This window comes from Streptomyces sp. NPDC058051 (assembly GCF_042885475.1).
In the GTDB taxonomy this organism is placed as follows: domain Bacteria; phylum Actinomycetota; class Actinomycetes; order Streptomycetales; family Streptomycetaceae; genus Streptomyces.
The window spans coordinates 209,464-234,498 of sequence record NZ_JBHVRW010000001.1; the positions used below are offsets into that span (position 1 = coordinate 209,464).

Consider the following 25,035-nt stretch of genomic DNA (forward strand, 5'->3'; position numbering starts at 1 on the left):
CGCACGCGACTGGGCGCCCCGTAACCGGAAGGCTTCGACCGAATCGGCTGCGACCGGAACGACCGCACCCGGTCGGCCGTGACCGGAGCGGGCTGTGATCGGAACAGCCGTGAGCAGATCGGTCATGAAGTGAACGCCGTGAAGTGAACGGCCGTGACCGGATCGGCGATCGCGGCTACGCCGTCCCGCGGCTCGCGGCTACGCCGTCCCCCCGGCCGTTTCGTCGAAGCGTTTGAGTACCAGGCGCGCCACGGCCGGGTGCGCGCCGAGCGGGGCGGAGGTGAGACAGCCACCGGCGGTCTGCGCGCGGACGGCGAAATGGCCTGGCGCCATCAGATAGCGGGCCACCGCCACCCGGCGGTGGCCCGCAGCCCGCAGGGCCTCCACCGCTTCGGCCGGGGTCGGCGTGCTCGCGCAGAGGTAGGCCGGGACGACCGGCTGTCCGAGCCGCGTCCGGAGCAGGTCGGCCATCAGCGCGGTGTCCGCGCCGGCCGCCGGATCGGTGGAGCCGGCGGCCGTGAGCACGACGGCATCGGATCCGGAACGTGTCGGGGACCAGCCCGCCTCGGCGAGCTTGTCGTCGAGAGCGGCGGCGAGCAGCGGGTCGGGGCCGAGCGGCGCGGCCATCCGCACATCCAGGTGCGGTGCGGTGGCCCGTACGGCGGGGAGGTCGACCCGGATGTGGTACCCGGTGCTCAGGAGCAGCGGGACCAGGACCACCGGGCCGCACGCGTCGGCCAGCACCTGGGCCGGGGTGGGCGCCGCGAGGTCGAGAAAGGCGAGACGGGCCGTCAGGCCGGGGCGCTGGGCGCGGATCTCGTCGAGAAGCGCGTGATAGGTGGCGATGCCCGCCCGGTCGCGCGTGCCATGGGCGACGGCCAGCAGGGTGGGTTCAGTGGGTTCCGCGGGTGAGTCCGCCACGAGGTTTTCGGGTCGTGCGGCAAGGGTGGGTGCCGCGGGGCCGTCCGCCAGGAGGATTTCGGGCCGGTCGGGTCGTGTGGCACGGGTGGGCGCCGCGGGTGCGTCCGTCATGCCGCCGCCACCAGGCTGTAGCCGCGCTTGGGCACCGTACGGATCAGCCGTGCGTGCCCGCCCAGGGCCGCGCGCAGCCGGGCCACGGCCGCCTCCACGGCGTGTTCGTCGGCCTGGCCGGTGACCCAGACCCGGCGCAGCAGTTCGGCCCGGCTGAGCACCCTCCCCGGCCGCTCGGCCAGCGCGCGCAACACCGCCGCGAGCAGGGGCGGCAGCTGCACGGGCGGACCGCCGTCGACCAGCACGGCGTTCCCCTGGAGCACCAACGTGCTGGCACCGCTGCGGACTTCACGCCTGCCGCGGGCGGGCAGAGCGTCCTCGATGGTCCGCACCATGGCCCCGAGCCGGCCCCGCTCGGGGCAGAGCACGGCAACGCCGGCCTCCTCCAGCGGCCGGGCGCAGATCGGACCGACGCAGACCGACAGCACATCGTCCCGAAGCCGCACCAGCACCTCCTCGCGGAGACCGAGTTCGTCCGCGGAGGCGAGAAAGGCAGTGATCGCGGGTGCGCTGGTGAAGGTGAGGGCGTGCAGTTCGCTGCGCACGGTCTGCTCGACCAGGCGGCGCAGCGCCGACGGATCCTCGGGCGGACCCCACCGGTAGACCGGAATCGGGATCACCTCGGCCCCGCGTTCGCTCAGTGCGGCGGTGAAGGCGTCGAGCGGCACACCGTGCTCCTGCACGGCGATCCGCCTGCCCGGCAGGTCGCGCGCGAGCAGCCAGGTCAGCAGCTCGTCGGTGGCCTCGGTGACGGGGGAGAAGGTCTCGCTCAGACCTCCGGCGCGCACCGCGCCGGTTGCCTTCGGACCGCGGGTGAGCACCACCGCGTCCCGGCACACCTCGGCCAGCCGCCCGCCGTAGCCCCAGCCGTCGGCAGCGCTCAGCCAGCCACGCCAGCCCACTCCGGTGGTCGCCACCACGTAGTCGAGCGGTGCCGTCAGGCAGCGCGCGGTGGCTCGGCGCAGCGCCGCGTCGTCCTCCAGCGGGAGGATCCGCAGGGCCGGTGCCTCCACCACTCTGGCGCCGCGCCGGCGCAGCAGCGCGACGAGCTCCTCGCGGCGGCGCGCGGCGGTGACTCCGACGGTGAAGCCGACCAGAGGGCCCGAAAGGTGCGTGCTGTCCATGTCGTGCAGGCTCGGCCAGCACTGTTTCGTCCTGGTTGCGTGACCATCACGCAGAGGTAAGCGGAGGCTTCCCCCACGTTACGCAGGATTTCCGCCGTGTCACCTTGGGCCCGGTGGACGGTGAAGGAGCCGTACCTCGTACGCAACACGTGTGACCCGGTCGCGTAATCGTGCGGACCGACGCTCAACGGCATGACGACGACCGACACCCACTGCTGCCCGTCCTGCTCACCGCGGTGCGGCATGCGCCTGGAGGCGCCGTACGACGGCGGTGAGGCGCAGGTGCCGGCGCGCCCCGACGTCCCGGTCAACCGCGGCGCACTGTGCGGCAAGGGCCGGTCGGCCTGCACTTCTCCCGGTTCCCGGCACCGACCTGGCACCGGCGCTCGGACTGCTGCACCTGGCGATCGTCGACGACACGGTGGTCCGGTCTGCCGGGCGACCTGGCCGCCGCCCCCACCCTGACCAGGGCCTGCGAGCGCGAGGGCCCGCTGCCGCCGGACCCTCGCGACGTCCTTACCGCCACCCCATGACCGTCTGCACCGCCACCCGAGGAGCCCGCCCGTGATCGAGAAGTCCTTGGTCCTGGTCGGCCACGGCATGGTCGGACAGCGCTTCCTGGAAGCCCTGTTCGAACAGCCGGCCGCCGGACAACCGCACCACTGGCGCGTCACCGTGCTCGCCGAGGAGCCCCGCCCCGCCTACGACCGGGTCCACCTGACCAGCTGGTTCTCCGGCACCACGGCTGAAGAACTGAGCCTGTGCCCGGCCGGGTTCATCGAGCGGCACGGCATCGACCTGCGTCTCGGCGACCCGGCCACCGCGATCGACCGCGGCGCCCGCACCGTCACCACCCGCAGCGGCGCCGAACTGCACTACGACGCCCTGGTGCTGGCCACCGGCTCCTACCCGTTCGTGCCGCCGGTGCCCGGCCACGACGCCGAGGGCTGCCACGTCTACCGCACCATCGAGGACCTGGAGGCCATCACCGCGAGCGCCGAGCGCGCCACGGTCGGCGCGGTCGTCGGCGGCGGACTCCTCGGCCTGGAAGCGGCCGGTGCGCTGCGGGCCATGGGACTTGAGACACACGTGGTCGAGTTCGCGCCCCGGCTGATGGCCCTCCAGGTCGACGACGGCGGCGGCGCCGTGCTCCGACGCAAGATAGAAGAGCTCGGCGTCCAGGTGCACACCGGCGCCGGCACCCAGCGCATCGACGCGGACGAGGACGGCCGGGCCCGGGCCATGGCCCTCTCCGACGGCACCGATCTCGCCGTCGACCTGGTCGTCTTCTCGGCGGGGGTGCGCCCGCGCGACCAACTCGCCCGCGACTGCGGCCTGCCGGTCGGCGAGCGCGGCGGCATCACCGTGGACGAGCACTGCCGCACCGCGGACCCACACATCTGGGCGATCGGCGAGTGCGCACTCGCCGTCGACGGCCGGGTCTACGGACTGGTCGCCCCCGGTTACGCGATGGCCGACACAGCGGCCCGGAAACTCACCGGTACCACTGCCGAGTTCACCGGGGCGGACACCTCCACCAAGCTCAAGCTGCTGGGGGTGGACGTGGCCAGCTTCGGTGACGCGCTGGGCGCCACCGACGGCGCCCTGGAGGTGCTGTACGCCAACAGCCGGGCCGGGATCTACAAGAAGCTGGTGGTCAGCGCGGACGGCCGGCTCCTCGGCGGAGTCCTGGTCGGCGACGCCGAGTCCTACGCCACGCTCCGCCCCCTCGCCATCGGAAGGGCCCAACTCCCGGGCTCGCCCGAAGAGCTGCTGGTTCCCGCCGGGGAAGGACGAAGCGGCCCCCTGGTACTGCCGGACGAGGCGGTGGTCTGCTCCTGCCACAACGTCAGCAAGGGCGCCATCCGGGCGGCCGTGTCCGAACAGGGCATGCGCACCGTCCCCGAGGTCAAGAAGTGCACCAAGGCCGGTACCGGTTGCGGCAGCTGCGTCAAACTGCTGGGTTCCCTCGTGGCCGAGGAACTGGAGGCGGGCGGCATCGAGGTGGCCCGCGGCCTCTGCGAGCACTTCACGCACACCCGCGCCGAGCTCTACGAGATTATCCGGGTCAAGGGCATCACCAGCTTCTCCCGTCTGATCGACGAGCACGGGTCCGGTGAGGGCTGCGACGTCTGCAAGCCGACCGTGGCCTCGATCCTGGCCACGCTCGGCAACGGCCATGTCCTGGACGGCGAGCAAGCCTCCCTCCAGGACACCAACGACCACTTCCTGGCCAACCTGCAACGCAACGGCTCCTACTCGGTGGTGCCCCGGATCCCCGGCGGCGAGATCACCGCCGACGGCCTCATCACCATCGGCGAGATCGCACGGGACTACGGCCTCTACACCAAGATCACCGGTGGGCAGCGGATCGACATGTTCGGCGCCACCGTCGACCAGTTGCCCGGCATCTGGCGCCGCCTCGTGGACGCGGGCTTCGAGTCCGGTCACGCGTACGGCAAGGCGCTGCGCACGGTCAAGTCCTGTGTCGGGCAGACCTGGTGCCGCTACGGAGTGCAGGACTCGGTCGCCCTCGCGATCGAACTCGAACTGCGCTACCGCGGCCTGCGGTCACCGCACAAGCTCAAGTCCGCGGTCTCCGGCTGCGCCCGGGAGTGCGCGGAGGCGCAGAGCAAGGACTTCGGCGTGATCGCCACGGCGGAGGGCTGGAACCTCTACGTCGGCGGCAACGGTGGCATGACACCACGCCATGCCGATCTGCTGGCCAAGGACCTGGACCACGACACGCTGATCCGCACCATCGACCGGTTCCTGATGTTCTACATCCGCACCGCCGACCGCCTGGAGCGCACCGCCCCCTGGCTGGACCGCCTGGAGGGCGGCCTGGACCACCTGCGCGCGGTCGTCATGGACGACTCGCTGGGCATCTGCGAGGAACTGGACGAACTGATGTCCCGGCACGTGGAGACCTACGAGGACGAATGGGCGGCCACGCTCGCCGATCCCGAGCGGGTACGCCGCTTCGTCTCCTTCACCAACGCCCCGGGAACCCCCGATCCCACCGTGCGCTTCGTCCACGAGCGCGACCAGATCCGCCCGGCCCGTCCCGAAGAGGACGGGTTCCCCCTCGCGCCGGCCATGATCGCCGGCCCTTCCCTGGAGGTACGCACGCGATGAGCGAGGCCAGCCTGCCCATGAGTACCGAGCACATGGTGGAGATCGACGACGGCCTGTCATGGACACCGGTCTGCCGGTACCAGGACCTGGTTCCGGGGCGCGGCGTAGCCGTGCTCGTCGGCCCGCGGGACGAGCAAGTGGCCGTCTTCCGCGACCGCGGCGGCGCGGTGCACGCCGTGGCGAACCGCGACCCGTTCAGCGGCGCCCACGTCATCTCCCGCGGCCTGCTCGGCAGTCGGGGGAACGTACCGGTGGTGATCTCACCGATGCTCAAGCAGGCGTTCGACCTGCGGACCGGGCACTGCCTGGACGAGGACCGCACCCCCGACGGCTCCACCGCCGACCTGCGGGTCTGGCCGGTGCGGGTGCTCGCGATGATCCCCGCGGAGGCATGCTGATGACCACCACCACAACCGCCGCGGACTCCGGTACCAGCACGCGCCGGATCGACGGCTGGGATCCCGAGGACACCTCCTTCTGGACCCTGGCGGGCGCCCGGATCGCCCGGCGCAACCTGGTCTACTCGGTGCTCAGCGAGCACATCGGCTTCTCCATCTGGAGCCTGTGGTCGGTGCTGGTGCTCTTCCTCGGCCCGGAGTACCACATCGACGCGGCCGGGAAGTTCATGCTCACCGCCGTGCCCACCGCACTCGGCTCCGTACTGCGCATCCCGTACACCTTCGCGGTGGCGCGCTTCGGCGGGCGGAACTGGACCGTCTTCAGCGCGCTGCTGCTGCTGGTCCCGACCGTGCTGGCCGGGATCGTGCTGGAGCCCGGCGTCTCCTACGGCACGCTGCTCGCGGTGGCCGCCGTGGCCGGGGTGGGCGGCGGCAACTTCGCCTCCTCGATGGCCAACATCAACGCCTTCTACCCGCAGCGCCTCAAGGGCTGGGCACTCGGCGTGAACGCCGGCGGCGGCAACCTCGGCGTACCGGTGGTGCAGCTGCTCGGCCTGCTGGTCCTGGCCACCGCCGGCGCCGGACACCCACGGGTGCTGGTGCTGATCTACCTGCCGCTGATCGTGCTGGCGGCACTCGGCGCGGCGCTGCGGATGGACAACCTCGCCGGTGCGCGCAACGAACGCGGGGCGATGCGTGAGGTGCTGGGAGAGACCCACAGCTGGGTGATGTCGCTGCTCTACATCGGCACCTTCGGCTCGTTCATCGGCTTCGGCTTCGCCTTCGGGCAGGTCCTCCAGGTGCAGTTCCACGAGCAGTTCGACACTCCGGTGAAGGCGGCCTCCCTCACCTTCCTCGGACCACTGCTCGGCTCGCTCTCCCGCCCGCTGGGCGGACTGATGGCGGACCGGTTCGGCGGCGCCCGGGTGACCTTCTGGACCTTCGCCGCGATGGCGCTGGGCGCGGGCCTGGTACTGGAGGCGTCCCGGCAGCACTCACTGCCACTCTTCCTGTGCGGGTTCATCGCACTCTTCCTGCTCAGTGGGCTCGGCAACGGATCGACGTACAAGATGATCCCGGCGATCTTCCGGGCCAAGGCGCGGGCCCGGATCGAGGCCGGCGAGGACCGGGACGAGGCCGAGCGGCGCTCGCGCCAGCTGACCACCGCACTGATCGGGGTTGCGGGGGCGATCGGCGCCTTCGGCGGAGTCCTGGTCAACCTGGCCTTCCGGCAGTCCTTCCTGGAGACGGGCAACGGCCAGGCGGCATATCTCGCCTTCGTCGGGTTCTACGGCCTGTGCCTGGTGGCGACCTGGGTCTTCTACCTGCGACGGTCCGAGCACCGCCTGCCGGGGGTCTGACCACCGGTCCGCGGGGCCCGGAGCGTGCACGCCGCCCCGAGCGACGTGACCGGGCCGGCGCTGCGAGCGGCGCCCACCGGGCCCGCCCGTCACCCGACACCGTCCCGGACGCTCCACCGACCACCACGGCCGTGTCCCCTCACCCCAGGGGGCACGGCCGTGTCCGGTGCCGCCCGTCGGCTGGAACGGACGCCGGAAAAGGCGCCGCCGCGGCCCTGCCGGGACGAGTATCGGTGCGCTTCGTCCTAGGGTGCGAGCCATGGCAGAGAGCGCAGGTCACCGGGGTGCCGCGGGGTGGGACGACCACCCCGCCCCGGGCCCCCGCACCCCGGACCCGCGCCGCTGGCGGGCGCTCGCCGTGTGTCTGATCGCCGGGTTCATGACCCTGCTGGACGTCTCCATCGTCAATGTCGCCCTGCCGTCGATCCGGGAGGGCCTCCACACGCCGGAGTCCGACCTGCAATGGGTGCTCTCCGGCTACTCCCTCGCTTTCGGCCTGTTCCTCATTCCTGCGGGGCGACTCGGTGACGCGCGCGGGCGCCGCGCGGTGTTCATGACCGGGCTGGCGCTGTTCACCCTGGCGTCGGCAGCCTGCGGAGCCGCGCAGTCCAGTCAGTGGCTGGTGATCGCCCGTCTCGTCCAGGGTGTGGCCGGCGGCATGATCTCGCCCCAGATCTCGGCGTTGATCCAGCAGATGTTCTCCGGTGGGGAGCGCGGCCGGGCCTTCGGCATGTTCGGCACCGTGGTCGGCATCTCCACCGCCGTGGGCCCGCTGTCGGGCGGGCTGCTGATCCAGGCGGCCGGTTCCGGGGAGGGGTGGCGCTGGGTGTTCTACGTCAATCTGCCGCTCGGTGCGGTCTGCCTCCTGCTCGCCCGGCGCCTGCTCCCGGACACCCCCTCGGCCGGACGGGTGCGCCTGCGCGACCTCGACCCGCTCGGAGTGCTCCTGCTCGGCGCGGGCGTGCTCGCCCTGCTGCTGCCTTTCGTCCAGTCGCAGCAGTGGCCCGGAGACCGGAAGTGGCTGCTGCTCGTGGGCGCCGCGGTGCTCCTCGCCGCCTTCGTCGGGTGGGAGTCCCGCTGCGGCAGACGCGGCACGCAACCCGTCGTCGACCTGGCGCTCTTCCGGGTCCGCTCCTACTGGCTGGGCTGTCTGCTGATCCTGCTGTACTTCGCCGGATTCACCTCGATCTTCTTCATCACCACGCTCTACCTCCAGAGCGGCCTGCACTACTCGGCTCTGCAGGCGGGGCTCGCCATCACCCCCTTCGCCGTGGGCGCGGCCGTCGCGGCGACCCCCGGCGGCCGGCTGGTCGGCCGCTTCGGCCGGCCCCTCGTCGTCACCGGGCTGGCCACGGTGGCCCTCGGGCTGGCGCTCACCGTGCTCGCCGCGCATCTGGTGCCCGGCCGGGGCGTGGGATGGGCGATGGCGGCGCCCCTGCTGCTGGCCGGGCTCGGCAGCGGCCTGGTCATCGCCCCGAACCAGACGCTGACCCTGTCCGAGGTGCCGGTGGTGGGTGCGGGGAGCGCCGGCGGCACCCTCCAGACCAGCCAGCGCGTCGGTTCGGCCGTCGGGATCGCCGCGGTCGGCTCGATGTTCTTCGCGCAACTGGGCCGGGACGGGTGGGCCACCGCGTACGACCACGGACTTGTCGTCGCGACCGCCTTCGTCGTCGTCGCTCTGCTCATCGGGCTGGCGGATGCGCGCGGGGAGCACCGCGGCCGGACACGTACCCATCGGGCAGCCCGCAGATCGTTCGCACGGAAAACGCCATCGTAGGGAGAACATCATGAACAGGAGCGACACCGGCGCGGCCACCGGTTCGGAGACCGACAGCAACGCGGCGTACGGGCACAAACCGTTCAAACGGTCCAGGAGTCACTTCGCCGACCGCATCACCGCCGACGGCCGGGACGGCTGGCCCGTCGAGGCCGGCCGCTACCGGCTGGTCGTCAGCCGCGCCTGCCCCTGGGCGAGCCGCTCCCTGGTCTCCCGTCGGCTCCTCGGGCTGGAGGGCGCCCTCTCACTCGCCGTCGCCGACCCCCTCCAGGACGAGCGCAGTTGGCGGTTCACCCTGGACGAGGGCGGCAGGGATCCGGTGCTCGGCATCGAGTACCTGAGCGAGGCGTACCAGGCGCGGGAGCGGGACTACACCGGAGGGGTCAGCGTGCCCGCGATCGTCGACGTGCCCAGCGGCAGGCTCGTCACCAACGACTTCCAGCAGATCACGCTGGACTTCGCCACCGAGTGGACCGCGCTGCACCGGCCCGGCGCCCCCGATCTGTATCCCGAGGCCCTGCGCGACGAGATCGACGACGTCATGCAGGACATCTACAACGACGTCAACAACGGCGTGTACCGCGCGGGCTTCGCGGCACAGCAGTCCGAGTACGACACCGCCTACCACGATGTCTTCCGCCGACTGGATCTGGTGTCCGCCCGACTCGCGGACCGGCGCTACCTGGTCGGCGAATCCCTCACCGAGGCCGACATCCGGCTGTTCACCACCCTGGTGCGGTTCGATGCCGTCTACCACGGACACTTCAAGTGCAACCGCTCGAAGCTCGCCGAGGACCGCGTTCTGTGGGCGTACGCCAGGGACCTGTACCAGACGCCCGGTTTCGGTGACACGGTCGACTTCCACCACATCAAGCAGCACTACTACCGGGTCCACACCGGCATCAACCCCACCGGCATCGTTCCCGCCGGCCCGGATCTGTCGGGCTGGCCGGCCCCGCACCACCGGGAGGAGCTGGGCGGACGCCCGTTCGGCGACGGCACTCCGCCAGGTCCTGTGCCGCCCGGGGAGGAGGTCCCGCCGCCGGGGCGGCCCTGACCTCCGGAGCGCGCGACGGCCGCTGCCGGGCAAGGAGGCGGGGCCCCGTCGAGAGCCGCGGGGCAAGGGGGCAGGGCCCTGTCGAGTCGGCAGCGATCACGAGATATCTTGATGTCAAGCAATGTTGCAGACGTGGAGCGGAGCGCAGGGTGACTGACTCGACCATCATCTATACACACACCGACGAGGCTCCGGCCCTGGCGACCTATTCCTTCTTGCCCGTGGTCCAGGCCTACGCCTCGACGGCCGGGGTCAATGTCGAGAGCCGTGACATCTCGCTGGCCGGGCGCATCATCGCCGGCTTCCCCGAGTACCTCCAGGAGGGCCAGCGCATCGACGACGCGCTCGCCGAGCTCGGTGCCCTGGCCAAGAAGCCCGAGGCCAACATCATCAAGCTGCCGAACATCTCGGCCTCGATCCCGCAGCTGAAGGCCGCCGTCGCCGAGCTGCAGGCACAGGGCTACGCGCTGCCGGACTACCCGGACGACCCGCAGACCGATGAGGACAAGGACGTCCGCGCCCGCTACGACAAGGTCAAGGGCAGCGCGGTGAACCCGGTGCTGCGCGAGGGCAACTCCGACCGCCGCGCCCCTGCCTCGGTCAAGAACTACGCCAAGACGCACCCGCACCGCATGGGCGCATGGACGGCCGATTCGAAGACGAACGTCGCCACCATGGGCGTCGACGACTTCCGCTCCACCGAGAAGTCCGCCGTCGTCGCCGAGGCCGGTTCGCTGCGCATCGAGCTCGCGGGTGACGACGGCAGCACCACGGTTCTGCGCGAGTCGGTTCCCGTCCTCGCGGGCGAGGTCGTCGACGCGGCGGTCATGCGCGTCGCGGCCCTGCGCGAGTTCTTCACCGCGCAGATCGCCCGCGCCAAGGCCGAAGGCGTGCTGTTCTCGGTGCACCTCAAGGCGACGATGATGAAGGTCTCCGACCCGATCATCTTCGGTCACGTGGTGCGTGCCTTCTTCCCGAAGACCTTCGCCGAGTACGGCGACACGCTCGCCGCGGCCGGCCTGACCCCGAACGACGGGCTCGGCGGCATCCTCAAGGGCGTCGAGGCGCTGCCCGACGGCGCCAAGATCAAGGCGTCCTTCGAGGCCGAGCTCGCCGAAGGCCCCGCCCTGGCGATGGTCGACTCCGACAAGGGCATCACCAACCTCCACGTCCCCAGTGACGTCATCGTCGACGCGTCCATGCCGGCCATGATCCGCACCTCCGGCCACATGTGGGGTCCGGACGGCAAGGAGGCCGACACCATCGCCGTCCTGCCGGACAGCAGCTACGCCGGCGTCTACCAGGTCGTGATCGACGACTGCCGGGCCAACGGCGCCTTCGACCCGTCGACCATGGGCTCGGTGCCGAACGTCGGTCTGATGGCGCAGAAGGCCGAGGAGTACGGCAGCCACGACAAGACCTTCGAGATCCCCACCACGGGCACGGTGCGGGTCCTCGACGGCAACGGCGACGTCGTGCTGGAGCAGGTCGTCGGCGCGGGCGACATCTTCCGCATGTGCCAGACCAAGGACCTGCCGATCCAGGACTGGGTCAAGCTCGCCGTCACCCGCGCCCGCGCCACCGGCGCCCCGGCCGTCTTCTGGCTCGACGAGGACCGCGCCCACGACACGCAGCTCATCGCCAAGGTCGGGACCTACCTCGCCGACCACGACACCGACGGTCTGCAGATCGAGATCATGTCGCCGCAGAAGGCGACCGCGTTCTCGCTGGAGCGCATCCGCCGGGGTGAGGACACCATCTCGGTGACCGGCAACGTGCTGCGTGACTACCTGACCGACCTGTTCCCGATCCTTGAGCTGGGCACGAGCGCGAAGATGCTCTCCGTCGTCCCGCTCATGAACGGCGGCGGACTGTTCGAGACCGGTGCCGGCGGCTCCGCTCCCAAGCACGTCCAGCAGCTTGTCAAGGAGAACTACCTCCGCTGGGACAGCCTGGGTGAGTTCTTCGCGCTCGCGGCCAGCTTCGAGCACCTGGCCACGACCACGGGCAACGCGCGGGCCCAGGTCCTCGCGGACACCCTGGACCGCGCGACCGGCACCTTCCTCAACGAGGACAAGTCGCCGAGCCGCAAGCTGGGCGGCATCGACAACCGCGGAAGCCACTTCTACCTGTCCCTCTACTGGGCGCAGGAGCTGGCACAGCAGACCGACGACGCGCAGCTCGCGCAGGCGTTCGCCGGGCTCGCGAAGACGCTGGAGGAGCAGGAGCAGACCATCGTCGACGAGCTGATCGCGGTACAGGGCTCGCCGGCCGACATCGGCGGCTACTACCAGCCCGACCCGGCCAAGGCCGCGGCCGTCATGCGTCCGTCGGCGGCGTTCACGCAGGCCCTCGCCACCATCGGCTGACGCGACACCTGCGCAAGGGGCACATCCGGACGCCCCTCGCCCCTCCCGCCCCGGTCGGCACCTGCCCGGCCGGGGCGGTGGTGTGTCCCGATCGCCCCGGCCCGGGCCGGCCGTTCTCCGCGCAATCGCGGACAGTGAGCCGTCACGCCGGTAGGTTCGCCTCACCGGGATCGACTGCTCTTCGAGGGGGAGACCGTGCTGACAGGCAAGAAAGCCGTGGTCACCGGAGGATCACGGGGCATCGGCCGCGCGATCGTCGAACGCCTGTGCCGCGACGGGGCCCATGTGGTCTTCAACTACGCCACCAGCGACGACGCCGCCGCGGAGGTCGTCCGCACGGTGCGCGACCACGGCGGCAGTGCCTGGCCCATCCGCCTCGACCTCGCGGACCCGGACGCGCCGCAGCAGCTGATGGAGACCGCCGAGGCACAGCTGGGCGGCCTGGACATCCTGGTGAACAACGCAGCACTGTGCCCGACTCCGTCCCTCATCGCGGACACCGACCCGGCGGTGTTCGACCAGGTGATGACGGTCAACACCCGAGCGGTCTTCATGACGGTCCGCCATGCCGCCCTGCGGATGCGCGACGGCGGCCGCATCGTGAACATCTCCACGGCGAACACCGTGCGGCCCGGCTCCGGTATCAGTGCGTACGCCGCCAGCAAGGGCGCGGTCGAGCAGCTCACCGCCATCGCCGCCCACGAACTGGGAGCGCGCGGGATCACCGTCAACACCGTCTCGCCCGGCGCGACCGACACCGATCTGCTGCGCGCCGCCAACCAGCCGCAGGCACTTGAGGCCGCCGCCGGCACGACCCCCCTCCGCCGACTGGGTGAACCCGCCGATGTGGCCGACGTGGTCGCCTTCCTGACCGGTCATGACGGCCGGTGGATCACGGGCCAGAATGTGCGCGCGACGGGCGGGCTGGCCTGAGCGAGACGCCGCTCGCCCGGAGCCGGCCGACGATCCGGCGTGCACCGATTTTTTCATTGACTCCGGTGACTGGTAAGGGAGTTCGTCGAACCCTGGCATGCCCTGCGCCGACGTGGAGATCCCCACCGGGACGCGTCGTAGGCGAGCGGGCCGGGCCCCGAGCCCGAGGACGCCCTGACGAGTGAAAGTCGTGCGACGGCGGGCGCAGGGCCGCGCACAGGGGCCCCGCGGCTGATTTGCTGCATCTGGAATCTGGCGCGACGCGCGGGAACGGCCTGACGGCCGCCCGGAGGAGGCGGCGCCCCTGCCGGGTGTTCAGTCCACCCGCGAATGACAATCGAAGGAGCGTCCCAGTGACGACGACGGGCACATCAGGGGCAGCGGAGGAAGAGGAGGCGTACGCGAACGAGCTTCCGGTCCGCGCCAAGGAACCGGGAAACGTCGTCATCAAGTGGCTGACCACCACCGACCACAAGACCATCGGCACGCTGTACCTCGTCACCTCGTTCGCCTTCTTCGTCGTCGGCGGTGTGCTGGCCCTGGTCATGCGCGCAGAGCTGGCCCGTCCCGGGATCCAGATCGTCTCGCCCGAGCAGTACAACCAGGCGTTCACGATCCACGGCACGATCATGCTGCTGATGTTCGCGACGCCGCTGTTCGCCGGCTTCACGAACTGGATCATGCCGTTGCAGATCGGCGCGCCCGATGTGGCGTTCCCGCGGCTGAACATGCTCGCCTACTGGCTGTACCTCTTCGGCTCGCTCATCGTGGTGGCCGGCTTCCTCACCCCGCAGGGTGCGGCCGACTTCGGCTGGTTCGCCTACTCCCCGCTCACCGACGCCGTCCGCTCGCCGGGCGTGGGGAGCGACATGTGGATCATGGGCCTGGCCTTCTCCGGCTTCGGCACGATCCTCGGTTCGGTCAACTTCATCACCACGATCATCGGCATGCGTGCCCCCGGCATGACGATGTTCCGCATGCCGATCTTCGTCTGGAACGTGCTGCTGACCGCCGTACTGGTCCTGCTGGCCTTCCCGGTCCTCGCGGCGGCCCTGCTGGTGCTGGAGGCGGACCGCAAGTTCGGCGCACACGTGTTCGATCCGGCCAACGGCGGTGCCCTGCTCTGGCAGCACCTCTTCTGGTTCTTCGGCCACCCCGAGGTGTACATCATCGCGCTGCCGTTCTTCGGCATCGTCACCGAGATCCTTCCGGTCTTCAGCCGCAAACCGGTCTTCGGCTACATCGGTCTGATCAGCGCGACGATCGCGATCGCCGGCCTGTCGGCGACCGTGTGGGCGCACCACATGTTCGTGACCGGCGGTGTGCTGCTGCCGTTCTTCTCGTTCATGACGTTCCTCATCGCGGTACCGACCGGGGTGAAGTTCTTCAACTGGATCGGCACGATGTGGAAGGGATCGCTGTCCTTCGAGACGCCGATGCTCTGGTCGATCGGCTTCCTGGTCACCTTCCTCTTCGGTGGTCTGACCGGTGTGATCCTGGCGTCGCCCCCGCTGGACTTCCACGTCTCGGACTCGTACTTCGTCGTCGCGCACTTCCACTACGTCGTCTTCGGCACCGTGGTCTTCGCGATGTTCGCCGGATTCCACTTCTGGTGGCCGAAGTTCACCGGCAAGATGCTGGACGAGCGGCTCGGCAAGATCACGTTCTGGACGCTGTTCGTGGGCTTTCACGGCACGTTCCTGGTGCAGCACTGGCTCGGTGCCGAGGGCATGCCGCGTCGTTACGCGGACTACCTCGCGGCGGACGGCTTCACCGCACTGAACACCATCTCCACGATCGCCTCGTTCCTGCTCGGCCTGTCGCTGCTGCCGTTCCTGTACAACGTGTGGAAGACCGCCAAGTACGGGAAGAACGTCGGCGTCGACGACCCGTGGGGCTACGGCCGTTCGCTGGAGTGGGCGACCTCCTGCCCGCCGCCGCGGCACAACTTCCTCACCCTGCCGCGGATCCGTTCCGAATCCCCGGCATTCGACCTGCACCACCCCTCGGTGCGTGCCGTCGACGAAGCCGTCAACCGACCCGACACCGGTACGACGTGGCCCCCGGGGGACCGGCAGCCGTGAGCACGGCGGCCCCGGAGAGGAGAAGCGAATGGATCCCGACAAGGACAGCGCCCGCGGCCTGGCACAGCTGGAGGGCTATCTGATGTGGAACGCCGAGGTCGAGGCGGCGCGTCGACAGGCCCGCCGTTTCACCGACGCGCTCCCGTGGCTCACCACGGCACAGCGCGAGGACGTGACACGGGTCTACATCGCGGACCGTGTCGCCGTGTCGCGGTCCACGCTCTGCCGCATCTCCGCCCGCGCCGCCGAACTGCGCGGCGAGTACGAAGCGCGCTATCGCAGGCTCAGGACACGCTGCGTCGCCGCCGGCGTCGTGCTGGTGGGCGCGGTCGGCAGCACCTGCACGGCGGTCACCTTCCTGGCCCGCTGACCCGGTGGTGTCGTCCGTCCGCCGTCCTCAGCAGGCGAAGTCGGGTGCGGCTCGTCAGGATGTGAGACGACGGACGCGTGCGACAGGGCAGGCGGACGGACGACCGCGCAGGCCCGAGAAGGGACACACACTGTGGCACGACCCAGGATTCTCGTTGTCGGTGCCGGATTCGCCGGGGTGGAGTGCGTCCGGCGTCTGGAACGCGGACTGAGGCCGGGCGAGGCGCAGATCGTGCTTGTCGCCCCGTTCTCGTACCAGCTCTATCTGCCCCTGCTGCCACAGGTCGCGGCAGGTGTGCTCACCCCGCAGTCCGTCGCGGTGTCGCTGCGCCGCAGTCGCAGGCACCGCACGAGGATCATCCCGGGCGGGGCCATCGGAGTGGATCCGAAGGCGAAGGTCTGCGTCATTCGCAAGATCACCGACGAGGTCGTCTACGAGCCCTACGACTACATCGTGCTCAGTCCCGGGAGCGTCACCCGTACCTTCGACATCCCCGGCCTGCTCGACAACGCCCGCGGCATGAAGACGCTCGCCGAGGCGGCCTACGTGCGCGATCACGTGATCGCCCAGCTCGATCTCGCGGACGCCAGTCACGACGAGCACGAACGGGCCTCGCGCCTGCAGTTCGTGGTGGTCGGCGGCGGATACGCGGGCACCGAGACGGCTGCCTGCCTCCAGCGCCTCACCACCAACGCGGTGCGGCACTACCCACGGCTCGACCCGAGACTGATCAAGTGGCATCTGATCGACATCGCTCCGAAGCTGATGCCCGAACTGGGGGACAAGCTCGGCCGAAGCGCCCTGGAGGTGCTGCGGGCACGCGGCATCGAGGTGTCGCTCGGCGTCTCGGTCGCGGAAGCCGGACCGGAGGAGGTCACCTTCACCGACGGCCGGGTGCTGCCCTGCCGCACCCTGATCTGGACCGCCGGAGTCACCGCGAGTCCGCTGGTCGCCACCTTCGACGCGGAGACCGTACGCGGCCGGCTGGCGGTGACGCCCGAGATGAGGCTGCCCGGCTTCGACGGCGTCTTCGCGCTCGGCGACGCCGCGGCGGTACCGGACCTGAGCAAGGGGGGCGGCGCGGTCTGCCCGCCCACCGCGCAGCACGCCATGCGCCAGGGCCGCAGGCTCGCCGCCAACCTCATCGCCACGCTGCGGCACCAGCCGTTGAAGCCGTACGTCCACAAGGATCTCGGTCTCGTGGTGGACCTCGGTGGCAAGGACGCGGTCTCCAAGCCGCTCGGGATCGAAATGCATGGAATCACCGCGCAGGCCGTGGCCCGCGGCTACCACTGGTCGGCTCTGCGGACCAATGTGGCCAAGGCGCGGGTCATGACGAACTGGATGCTCAACGCCATCGCCGGCGACGATTTCGTACGTACCGGATTCCAGGCCCGCAAGCCGGCCAAGCTGCGCGACTTCGAGTACACGGACTACTACCTCACACCCGCGCAGGTCCGCGAACACACCGCCTCCCTGCACACCGGCACCTGACCTCGTACCTGTCGGTGCCGGTGACGCGCCGTCCCGCGCGCCCGAGGACGGGACGGGGTCCGCCGGACCGGCCGACCCCGTACCGCACGCGCGAGCCCGGCGGATCAGCTGTTGTTCTCGTGCCCGGCCGTCAGCCCCGGGTTCCGCTCCACCACGGGGTCCAGGATGTCGTCGACGCTCTTCAGCAGTTCCGCGTCGAGTGTCACCCCCGCCGCCGCGACGTTCTCCGTCACCTGCTCGGGCCGGGAGGCACCGATGATCGCGGCGGAGACATTGGAATTCTGCAGTACCCAGGCGACCGCGAGCTGGGCAAGGCTCAGACCGGCCTGGTCGGCGAGCGGCCGCAGCCGCTGGACGCGCTCCAGCACCTCGTCGCGCAGCCAGCCGGCGACCATGGACGCGCCGCCCTTCTCGTCGGTCGCCCGGGAGCCGGCCGGGAGCGGCGCACCCGGCTTGTACTTGCCCGTGAGAGCACCCTGAGCGATCGGGGACCAGACGATCTGACCGATGCCCAGCTCCTCGGACGCGGGCACCACTTCGCTCTCGATGACGCGCCACAGGGCCGAGTACTGCGGCTGGTTGGAGATCAGCGGTACCCGCAGTTCGCGGGCCAGTCCATGGGCGGCGCGGAGCTGGTCGGCCGTCCACTCCGAAACGCCGATGTAGAGGGCCTTGCCGGAGCGGACGACGTCGGCGAACGCCTCCATGGTCTCTTCCAGTGGCGTCGAGTGGTCGTAGCGGTGTGCCTGGTACAGGTCCACGTAATCGGTCTGCAGGCGGCGCAGTGAGTTGTCGATGGACTCCATGATGTGCTTGCGGCCGAGCCCCCGGTCGTTCTGGCCGGGACCGGTCGGGAAGTAGACCTTGGTGAACACCTCAAGTCCTTCGCGGCGCTCGTTCTTGAGCGCCCGGCCCAGGACGGCTTCGGCCCGCGTCTCGGCATAGACGTCCGCCGTGTCGAAGGTGGTGATCCCGGCGTCGAGGGCGGCGCGGATACAGGCCGCCGCCGCGTCCTCCTCCACCTGCGAACCGTGGGTGAGCCAATTCCCGTAGGCGATCTCACTGATGGTCAGACCGCTGCGGCCGAGTCGGCGGAATTCCATGGGCCTGCACTCCCTGTGCTGGTGAGGGGCGGATCATTCGAGAACGGTCCATGGTATTGCGACGCCCCGTCCCTCCCGGACAGGCTCAGGCGTCCGGAACGGTGCGGTGGATCGTACGGAGGAAGGCCGCGTTGTCCGGAGTGTGCCGGATCCTGTCCAGCAGCGTTTCCAGCGCAGTCTGCGGATCCCGGGAGTGCAGCGCGCGCCGCAGCCCCCGCACCGCCCGGAACTCGCCTGCCGGTACCAGCAGTTCATCCCGCCGGGTGCCGGACGCCTGGATGTTCACGGCGGGGTGGATGCGCCGGTCCGCCAGGGAGCGGTCGAGCCGGAGTTCCATGTTGCCGGTGCCTTTCAGTTCTTCGAAGAAGTAGTCGTCGGCGCGGGAGCCGGTCTCCACCAGCGCGGTGGCCAGGATGGTGAGCGAGCCGCCCTCCTCCGTGAGCCGTGCCGCACCGAAGAGCTGCTTGGGGCCGAGCAGGGCGCTCGCGTCGACACCGCCGCTGAGCGTGCGTCCGCCCGCGGCCGACGCGTTGTTGTGGGCGCGGCACAGCCGGGTGAGGGAGTCCAGCAGGATCACGACGTCCTGGCCCTCTTCGACCATGCGCTTGGCGCGTTCGATCGCGAGTTCGGCGAGCGCGACGTGCTCCTTCGCCGGCCGGTCGAACGTCGAGGCCAGCACCTCGCCCCGCACGGACCGGCGCATGTCCGTGACCTCCTCAGGACGTTCGTCGACCAGTACCACCATCAGACGGCACTCGGGGTGGTTGGCGGCGACGGCTGCCGCGACCTGTTGCAGCAGCACGGTCTTGCCGGTCCTGGGCGGCGCGACGATGAGCCCGCGCTGCCCCTTGCCGATGGGGGAGACCAGATCGACAAGGCGCATCGCCGGACTGCCGGACGGTGTCTCCAGACGCAGCCGGTGCCGGGGGTGGAGCGGGGTGAGGTCCCGGAAGTGGGGCCGACCGCGCAGGGCCTGCGGCGAGCGGCCGTTGATCCGTACGACGCCGGACAGGACGCGGGGCCGGTCGCAGGAGCCCTCGACGAGATCTCCCTTGCGCAGCCCGTGGCGGCGGATCAGGGTGGCCGAGACCTGTACATCGGCCGGGGAGGGGCGGCCGTCACGGACGCGCAGCGCACCGTGCCCCTGGTGTGTGATGTCAAGCACACCGACGGCCTCGGTGGGCGATTCCTGCTGGACAACGGGGTGTTCGAGGAGGCTGGTCATGCGGGTGGTCCTTTCGCGGACATGGCGAATGAAGGGGCCCGGACGGTATGGGGGCGGAAGAGATCACGCCCCGGACGACGGGCGGGAAAGCCCGGACGGGGAAGGCCCGAACCGAACGGGATGAAATGGTGCGGGAAAGCCGGATCGTCGGTCCGAGAAGGACGGACGCTGGGGCTTGTAAAGGTGAATCGGCACCGGCGCCTCAAACCGAGGCGTACACACGTACCAACTGCACCGTACCACGGCGCACCCGGGCTGCGGGGCGCGGGCACCGGATCGATCTCCGAAGCCGGTCCCCGGACCGGTCCCCGGACCGGTCCTCGGACCGGTCCTCGTCAGCCCGTGGGGGCGTTGTCCTCCGCTGCCGGGAGCGTGCCCCGGAACGTGCCCAGGATCTGCTCGGCCGCCAGCGTGGCCGTCAACGCGCCGTCCCGCACGCGCTGTTCGAGATCCGGGGCGATGGAGCGCACCTCCGGATGGCTGCGCAGACTCTCCAGCAGCTCGTCCCGCACCATCGTCCACGTCCAGTCGACCTGCTGGTCACGCCGCTTCGCCGCGAGCCGGCCGGTCGAGTCGAGCAGCGCGCGGTGCTGCTCCAGCCGTTCCCACAGGGTGTCGAGACCGGCCGACTCCCGGGCGCTGCAGGTCAGGACCGGAGGCGTCCAGGCCGCGTCCACCGGGTGCATCAGCCGCAGTGCGCCCGCCAGTTCGCGTGCGGCCGCGCGGGCGTCGCGCTCGTGCGGACCGTCCGCCTTGTTGACCGCGATGGCGTCCGCCAGCTCCAGGACGCCCTTCTTGATGCCCTGGAGCTGATCGCCGGTACGGGCCAGAGTCAGCAGCAGAAACGTGTCGACCATATTGGCCACCGCCGTCTCCGACTGGCCGACGCCGACCGTCTCCACCAGCACCACGTCGTATCCGGCGGCCTCCATCACCACGATGGACTCGCGGGTCGCCTTCGCCACTCCGCCGAGCGTTCCCGCGGTGGGGGAGGGGCGCACGAACGCCGCGGGATCCACCGCGAGGCGTTCCATCCTGGTCTTGTCGCCCAGGATGGAGCCGCCGGTACGGCTGGAGGAGGGATCGACGGCCAGCACCGCGACCCGGTGACCGAGCCCGGTGAGCATGGTGCCGAGCGCGTCGATGAAGGTGGACTTCCCGACCCCCGGCACGCCGCTGATGCCGATGCGCCGGGCGTGCCCGGAGTGCGGCAGCAGCTCACGCAGCAGCTGCTGGGCCAGCGACCGGTGATCGGGGCGGACGGACTCGACGAGAGTGATCGCGCGCGCGATGAACGCACGCTTCCCGTCGAGCACCCCCTTCGCATAACTGTCGATGTCGATCTTCGGAGGCATCGGGTCAGCGGCTCACAGTTCGTGGCCGAGCGCGGCACCGAGGCGCGTCACCAGGTCGTGTGCGGCGTCCGGAATCACGGTGCCGGGCGGGAACACCGCCGTCGCCCCCGCCTCGTGCAGCGCTTCGATGTCCTGCGGCGGGATCACCCCGCCCACCACGATCATGATGTCGTCGCGGCCCTCGGCGGCCAGCTCCTCGCGGAGTGCCGGTACGAGCGTGAGATGCCCGGCGGCCAGCGAGGAGACGCCCACGATGTGCACGTCCGCCTCCACCGCCTGTCGTGCCACCTCGGCCGGGGTCTGGAACAGCGGGCCCACGTCGACGTCGAAGCCGAGGTCGGCGAAGGCCGTCGAGATCACCTTCTGGCCGCGGTCATGACCGTCCTGGCCCATCTTGGCGACCAGGATGCGCGGACGGCGCCCCTCGGCCTCCTCGAACCGGTCCACCAGTGCCCGGGTCCTGTCCACGGAAGGGGACTCACCTGCCTCGTTGCGGTACACACCGGAGATCGTACGGATCTGGCCCGCATGCCTGCCGTACACCTTCTCCAAGGCGTCCGAGATCTCGCCGACGGTGGCCATCGCGCGGGCCGCGTCGACGGCCAGCGCCAGCAGATTGCCTTCGAGACCGGGACCGGGGGCCCGCTCCGCCGCCGCAGTCAGCGCCCGCAGCGCCGCCCGGCACGCCTCCTCGTCGCGCTCCGCACGCAGCCGGCGCAGCTTCTCGATCTGCTGGGTGCGCACCGAGGAGTTGTCGACCTTGAGCACATCGATCTGCTCGTCGCTCTCCACCCGGTACTTGTTGACGCCGATGACCGGCTGGCGCCCGGAGTCGATGCGCGCCTGGGTGCGCGCCGCGGCCTCCTCAACGCGGAGCTTCGGGATGCCCGCGTCGATGGCCTGCGCCATGCCGCCCGCCGCCTCGACCTCCTCGATGTGCTTCCAGGCCCGGCGCGCCAGGTCGTACGTCAGCCGCTCCACGTATGCGCTGCCGCCCCACGGGTCGATGACCCGGCCGGTGCCCGACTCCTGCTGGAGCAGCAGTTGGGTGTTCCGGGCGATCCGCGCCGAGAAGTCCGTCGGCAGCGCGAGGGCCTCGTCGAGCGCGTTGGTGTGCAGCGACTGGGTGTGCCCCTGGGTGGCGGCCATCGCCTCCACGCAGGTCCGGGTGACGTTGTTGAACACGTCCTGCGCGGTCAGCGACCACCCCGACGTCTGTGAATGAGTGCGCAGCGAAAGCGACTTGGCGTTCTTCGGCTCGAACTCCTTGACCAGCTTGGCCCAGAGCAGCCGGGCCGCCCTCAATTTCGCGATCTCCATGAAGAAGTTCATGCCGATCGCCCAGAAGAACGAAAGTCGCGGTGCGAACGCGTCCACGTCGAGACCGGCGTCCCGTCCGGCCCGCAGATACTCCACACCGTCCGCGAGGGTGTACGCCAGCTCCAGGTCGGCTGTCGCGCCCGCCTCCTGGATGTGGTAGCCGGAGATGGAGATCGAGTTGTAGCGCGGCATCTTCTGCGAGGTGTACGCGAAGATGTCGGAGATGATCCGCATCGAGGGCTTCGGAGGGTAGATGTAGGTATTGCGGACCATGAACTCCTTCAGAATGTCGTTCTGAATGGTCCCGGCCAGCTTCTCGGGCGCGACGCCCTGTTCCTCGGCGGCCACGATGTACAGCGCCAGTACGGGCAGCACCGCGCCGTTCATCGTCATCGACACCGACATCCTGTCCAGCGGGATGCCGTCGAAGAGCTGACGCATGTCGTAGATCGAATCGATCGCCACGCCCGCCATACCGACGTCGCCGGTCACCCGCGGATGGTCGCTGTCGTAGCCGCGGTGGGTCGGCAGGTCGAAGGCGACGGAGAGGCCCTTCTGCCCGGCCGCGAGGTTGCGGCGGTAGAAGGCGTTGGACTCCTCGGCGGTGGAGAACCCGGCGTACTGCCGGATCGTCCAGGGCTGGTTGACGTACATCGTCGGATACGGGCCCCGCAGATAGGGGGCCACGCCCGGGTACGTGTCGAGGAAGTCGAGCCCCTCCAGGTCACGCCCCGTGTACAGCGGCTTGACCGCGATGCCTTCCGGGGTGTCCCACAGCAGATCGCCGTCGGACGTCCCGGAGGACTCCTTCACGCGGGCGTGCCACTGGTCCTCGGTCACCTCGGCGGCGCCGCCCGGACCGAGATCGATGTCGGAGAAGTCAGGGATACCCATCACGCCACACCCATACGGTCGAGAACGGAGGAGAGGACGGCCACCACGTCGCAGCCCGCGAAGACGTACTCGTCGACACCGGTGTACTCGCCGGGCCGGCCCGCGAGGAACACCCGCTCGGCGCCGGCCGTCCCCAGTGCTTCGGCGACCGCACCGGCCTGCTCGGCGTAGAGCGTGTCGCTGGAGCAGAGGCACGCCACGCGGGCCCCGCTCGCCCGGAACGCGTCGGCGGCCGTTGCCGCGTCCACCGAGACCGGGTCGTGGACCGGCTCGATCCCGCCCGCCTGGAACAGGTTCGAGGCGAACGACGCCCGCGCGGTGTGGGCCGTGGCCGGGCCGAGCGCGGCGAGGAACACCCGGGGCCGCTGCCCGGTGACCGCGAGATGGGCGTCCGACCGGGCACGCAGCACTTCGAACGCCTCGTCACGACGGACCCTGGGCAGACCGCCCGATACCGTGGCGGACTCCTCCGCGGGGGCCGCCGCGCGCTCCACCGGCTGCTCCGCCAGCTGCGGGAACTCGCTGACGCCGGTGACCGGCTCCTTGCGACGCGCCAGGTTCTTCGTCCGCGCCGCCCAGGTGGCCGCGAGACGCTCGCCGACCATTCCCGAGCGCAGGGCCGTGGCCTGCCCGCCCGCCCGCTCGATCTCCTGGAAGAACTCCCAGGCGGAGTCGGCGAGTTCGGCGGTGAGCCGCTCCACGTACCAGGAACCGCCCGCAGGGTCGATCACCCGGGCCAGATGCGACTCCTCCAGCAGGATCGTCGACGTGTTGCGGGCGATGCGCCGGGCGAACGCGTCCGGCAGGCCCAGGGCGTGATCGAACGGCAGCACGGTGACGGAGTCGGCCCCGCCGACACCCGCGCCCAGACAGGCCAGTGTCGTCCGCAGCATGTTCACCCAGGGATCGCGCCGCGTCATCATCACCGAGGATGTCACCGCGTGCTGCTGCTGCGCCCCGGCGTCGGCGGCCCCGCACACCTCGGCCACCCGGGCCCAGAGCCGCCGGGCTGCCCGCAGCTTGGCGATGGTCAGGAACTGATCGGCTGTCGCCGCATACCGGAACTCCAGCTGTGCGCAGGCTTCTTCGACCGAGAGGCCGGCCCCGGTCAGCGCCCGCAGATAGGCGACGCCGGTCGCCAGCGAGGCGCCCAGCTCCTGGGCGGCCGAGCCGCCCGCCTCGTGGTACGGCAGCGCGTCGACGGTCAGGGCCCGCAGTCCGGGAAACTCACGCGCACATCGCCGGGCCCAGCCGACCGCCGCGGTGAAGTCGGCCTCGGTGCCGCCGCGGGCGGCCTGCCCGAGAGGATCGGCGCCGAGGTTGCCGCGTGCCGCCCGCGCATCGGCGCCCCGCGTCGCGTAGAGACGCAGCAACTCCGTTGCCGCGGCGTCGAATTCGCTGCCGGCGTCCAGCACCAGCGGAGCCAGATCGAGATGGACGCCGTCCAGGGATGCCGCCAGGGCGGACACTGCGACACCGCCGGCACCCCCCACCGTCAGCCACAGCGACGTGACCCCGTTCTCCAGGTCGGCGAGCACTGCCTCGTTGAGGCGCGCGGGATCCGACAGGGCGTGCCGCTGCCGTACGTCCCAGCCACCCGCCGCGTTGCCCTCGGCCTTGCTGCCGCGGGTGAAGGGGGCGAATCCCGGATATCCGGCATCGGGTGCGCTGTCGCGAGAGGTGTAGAGGGGGCGGGTGAGGAGCCCGTCCTCGATCGTGGTGGACAGCGCTTCCTCGGCGGCCGGACCCGCAACGTCCTTGCCCGACTTGCGCAGCACGCCTTCGACGAGGCTCTGCCACTGCTCGTGGGAGGGGTGAGGGAACTCGGCGGCCAACGAAAGCCCGTCGGCAGGCAGGACCGTCATGCCCAGACTCTAGGGCAGGTCCCCGACAAGCAGCAGGGACTTCGCTTGTGACCTTGCCCTCTCCGAGCGCACTTGCTTCTTCACGCACGGTTCCGGAACGGGGTTCTGGTGCCGCCTTCCCCGGGCCTGGCATGTG

18 protein-coding genes are annotated in these 25,035 nt (G+C 70.6%); 11 read left to right on the top strand and 7 right to left on the bottom strand.

Annotated elements, in window-relative coordinates:
* Positions 1-198 precede the first annotated feature (198 nt).
* Together ACFVUT_RS00970 and ACFVUT_RS00975 are read right to left on the bottom strand one after the other, a co-directional pair.
* Complete coding sequence (locus tag ACFVUT_RS00970) at positions 199-1,032, bottom strand: sirohydrochlorin chelatase (RefSeq protein ID WP_389642194.1); 834 nt, start codon at positions 1,030-1,032, stop codon at positions 199-201.
* On the bottom strand, positions 1,029-2,156 hold the full coding sequence (locus tag ACFVUT_RS00975; protein ID WP_389642197.1) for a uroporphyrinogen-III synthase: 1,128 nt from the start codon (positions 2,154-2,156) through the stop codon (positions 1,029-1,031). The genes ACFVUT_RS00970 and ACFVUT_RS00975 overlap by 4 nt, the downstream gene beginning before the upstream one ends.
* Positions 2,157-2,348: 192 nt before the next feature.
* Here ACFVUT_RS00975 and ACFVUT_RS00980 point away from each other — a divergent pair, with 192 nt between their 5' ends.
* The 11 genes from ACFVUT_RS00980 to ACFVUT_RS01030 all read left to right on the top strand — a co-directional run bounded on the left by ACFVUT_RS00980 (position 2,349) and on the right by ACFVUT_RS01030 (position 17,137).
* Positions 2,349-2,621, top strand: coding sequence for a hypothetical protein (locus ACFVUT_RS00980; RefSeq protein WP_389642199.1), 273 nt, complete (start codon positions 2,349-2,351; stop codon positions 2,619-2,621).
* A 99-nt stretch (positions 2,622-2,720) separates the two neighbouring features.
* On the top strand, positions 2,721-5,294 hold the full coding sequence (gene nirB / locus ACFVUT_RS00985; protein ID WP_389642201.1) for a nitrite reductase large subunit NirB: 2,574 nt from the start codon (positions 2,721-2,723) through the stop codon (positions 5,292-5,294).
* Positions 5,291-5,692, top strand: a complete 402-nt coding sequence (locus tag ACFVUT_RS00990; RefSeq protein WP_389642204.1) for a nitrite reductase (NAD(P)H) small subunit family protein — start codon at positions 5,291-5,293, stop codon at positions 5,690-5,692. The genes nirB and ACFVUT_RS00990 overlap by 4 nt, the downstream gene beginning before the upstream one ends.
* Positions 5,692-7,053 (top strand): MFS transporter, encoded by a 1,362-nt coding sequence (locus tag ACFVUT_RS00995; RefSeq protein WP_389642207.1) that lies wholly within the window; start codon positions 5,692-5,694, stop codon positions 7,051-7,053. Before ACFVUT_RS00990 ends, ACFVUT_RS00995 begins: the two co-directional genes overlap by 1 nt.
* 259 nt (positions 7,054-7,312) lie before the next feature.
* Positions 7,313-8,830 (top strand): MFS transporter, encoded by a 1,518-nt coding sequence (locus tag ACFVUT_RS01000; RefSeq protein ID WP_389642210.1) that lies wholly within the window; start codon positions 7,313-7,315, stop codon positions 8,828-8,830.
* Between the two features lie 10 nt (positions 8,831-8,840).
* On the top strand, positions 8,841-9,887 hold the full coding sequence (locus tag ACFVUT_RS01005; RefSeq protein ID WP_389642213.1) for a glutathione S-transferase family protein: 1,047 nt from the start codon (positions 8,841-8,843) through the stop codon (positions 9,885-9,887).
* A 149-nt stretch (positions 9,888-10,036) separates the two neighbouring features.
* A complete protein-coding gene (locus ACFVUT_RS01010) occupies positions 10,037-12,256 on the top strand; it encodes an NADP-dependent isocitrate dehydrogenase (RefSeq protein WP_389642216.1) in 2,220 nt (739 codons plus the stop codon).
* 195 nt (positions 12,257-12,451) lie between these two features.
* Positions 12,452-13,189, top strand: a complete 738-nt coding sequence (locus ACFVUT_RS01015; protein WP_389642218.1) for an SDR family oxidoreductase — start codon at positions 12,452-12,454, stop codon at positions 13,187-13,189.
* A 353-nt stretch (positions 13,190-13,542) separates the two neighbouring features.
* Entirely contained in the window at positions 13,543-15,273 is a 1,731-nt protein-coding gene (ctaD, locus tag ACFVUT_RS01020) for a cytochrome c oxidase subunit I (protein WP_389642221.1), read from the top strand.
* A 28-nt stretch (positions 15,274-15,301) separates the two neighbouring features.
* On the top strand, positions 15,302-15,643 hold the full coding sequence (locus tag ACFVUT_RS01025; protein ID WP_389642224.1) for a hypothetical protein: 342 nt from the start codon (positions 15,302-15,304) through the stop codon (positions 15,641-15,643).
* Positions 15,644-15,775: 132 nt separating this feature from the next.
* Positions 15,776-17,137, top strand: a complete 1,362-nt coding sequence (locus ACFVUT_RS01030; RefSeq protein WP_389642227.1) for an NAD(P)/FAD-dependent oxidoreductase — start codon at positions 15,776-15,778, stop codon at positions 17,135-17,137.
* 104 nt (positions 17,138-17,241) lie between these two features.
* On the opposite strand, the gene ACFVUT_RS01035 is transcribed toward ACFVUT_RS01030, so the two are convergent.
* The 5 genes from ACFVUT_RS01035 to mutA form a co-directional block, all read right to left on the bottom strand.
* Positions 17,242-18,240 (bottom strand): aldo/keto reductase family protein, encoded by a 999-nt coding sequence (locus tag ACFVUT_RS01035; RefSeq protein ID WP_389642230.1) that lies wholly within the window; start codon positions 18,238-18,240, stop codon positions 17,242-17,244.
* Positions 18,241-18,325: 85 nt separating this feature from the next.
* On the bottom strand, positions 18,326-19,465 hold the full coding sequence (gene rho, locus ACFVUT_RS01040; protein WP_389642232.1) for a transcription termination factor Rho: 1,140 nt from the start codon (positions 19,463-19,465) through the stop codon (positions 18,326-18,328).
* 335 nt (positions 19,466-19,800) lie between these two features.
* Complete coding sequence (meaB, locus tag ACFVUT_RS01045; protein WP_389642235.1) at positions 19,801-20,820, bottom strand: methylmalonyl Co-A mutase-associated GTPase MeaB; 1,020 nt, start codon at positions 20,818-20,820, stop codon at positions 19,801-19,803.
* A 12-nt stretch (positions 20,821-20,832) separates the two neighbouring features.
* Positions 20,833-23,034 carry a methylmalonyl-CoA mutase gene (gene scpA, locus ACFVUT_RS01050; protein WP_389642238.1) on the bottom strand — a complete coding sequence of 734 codons (2,202 nt, stop codon included), beginning with the start codon at positions 23,032-23,034 and terminating at the stop codon, positions 20,833-20,835.
* Complete coding sequence (gene mutA / locus ACFVUT_RS01055; protein ID WP_389642241.1) at positions 23,034-24,899, bottom strand: methylmalonyl-CoA mutase small subunit; 1,866 nt, start codon at positions 24,897-24,899, stop codon at positions 23,034-23,036. The genes scpA and mutA overlap by 1 nt, the downstream gene beginning before the upstream one ends.
* Positions 24,900-25,035 lie beyond the last annotated feature (136 nt).

What these genes read in the sequence shown, in the direction of transcription:
- ACFVUT_RS00980 (WP_389642199.1), top strand. Translation starts at nt 2,349, where the DNA reads ATGACGACGACCGACACCCACTGCTGCCCGTCCTGCTCACCGCGGTGC.
- ACFVUT_RS01025 (WP_389642224.1), top strand. Translation starts at nt 15,302, where the DNA reads ATGGATCCCGACAAGGACAGCGCCCGCGGCCTGGCACAGCTGGAGGGC.
- ACFVUT_RS01000 (WP_389642210.1), top strand. Translation starts at nt 7,313, where the DNA reads ATGGCAGAGAGCGCAGGTCACCGGGGTGCCGCGGGGTGGGACGACCAC.
- scpA (WP_389642238.1), bottom strand. Translation starts at nt 23,034, where the DNA reads ATGGGTATCCCTGACTTCTCCGACATCGATCTCGGTCCGGGCGGCGCC.
- rho (WP_389642232.1), bottom strand. Translation starts at nt 19,465, where the DNA reads ATGACCAGCCTCCTCGAACACCCCGTTGTCCAGCAGGAATCGCCCACC.
- ACFVUT_RS01005 (WP_389642213.1), top strand. Translation starts at nt 8,841, where the DNA reads ATGAACAGGAGCGACACCGGCGCGGCCACCGGTTCGGAGACCGACAGC.
- ACFVUT_RS00970 (WP_389642194.1), bottom strand. Translation starts at nt 1,032, where the DNA reads ATGACGGACGCACCCGCGGCGCCCACCCGTGCCACACGACCCGACCGG.
- ACFVUT_RS00990 (WP_389642204.1), top strand. Translation starts at nt 5,291, where the DNA reads ATGAGCGAGGCCAGCCTGCCCATGAGTACCGAGCACATGGTGGAGATC.
- mutA (WP_389642241.1), bottom strand. Translation starts at nt 24,899, where the DNA reads ATGACGGTCCTGCCTGCCGACGGGCTTTCGTTGGCCGCCGAGTTCCCT.
- ACFVUT_RS00975 (WP_389642197.1), bottom strand. Translation starts at nt 2,156, where the DNA reads ATGGACAGCACGCACCTTTCGGGCCCTCTGGTCGGCTTCACCGTCGGA.
- ACFVUT_RS00995 (WP_389642207.1), top strand. Translation starts at nt 5,692, where the DNA reads ATGACCACCACCACAACCGCCGCGGACTCCGGTACCAGCACGCGCCGG.
- meaB (WP_389642235.1), bottom strand. Translation starts at nt 20,820, where the DNA reads ATGCCTCCGAAGATCGACATCGACAGTTATGCGAAGGGGGTGCTCGAC.
- ACFVUT_RS01035 (WP_389642230.1), bottom strand. Translation starts at nt 18,240, where the DNA reads ATGGAATTCCGCCGACTCGGCCGCAGCGGTCTGACCATCAGTGAGATC.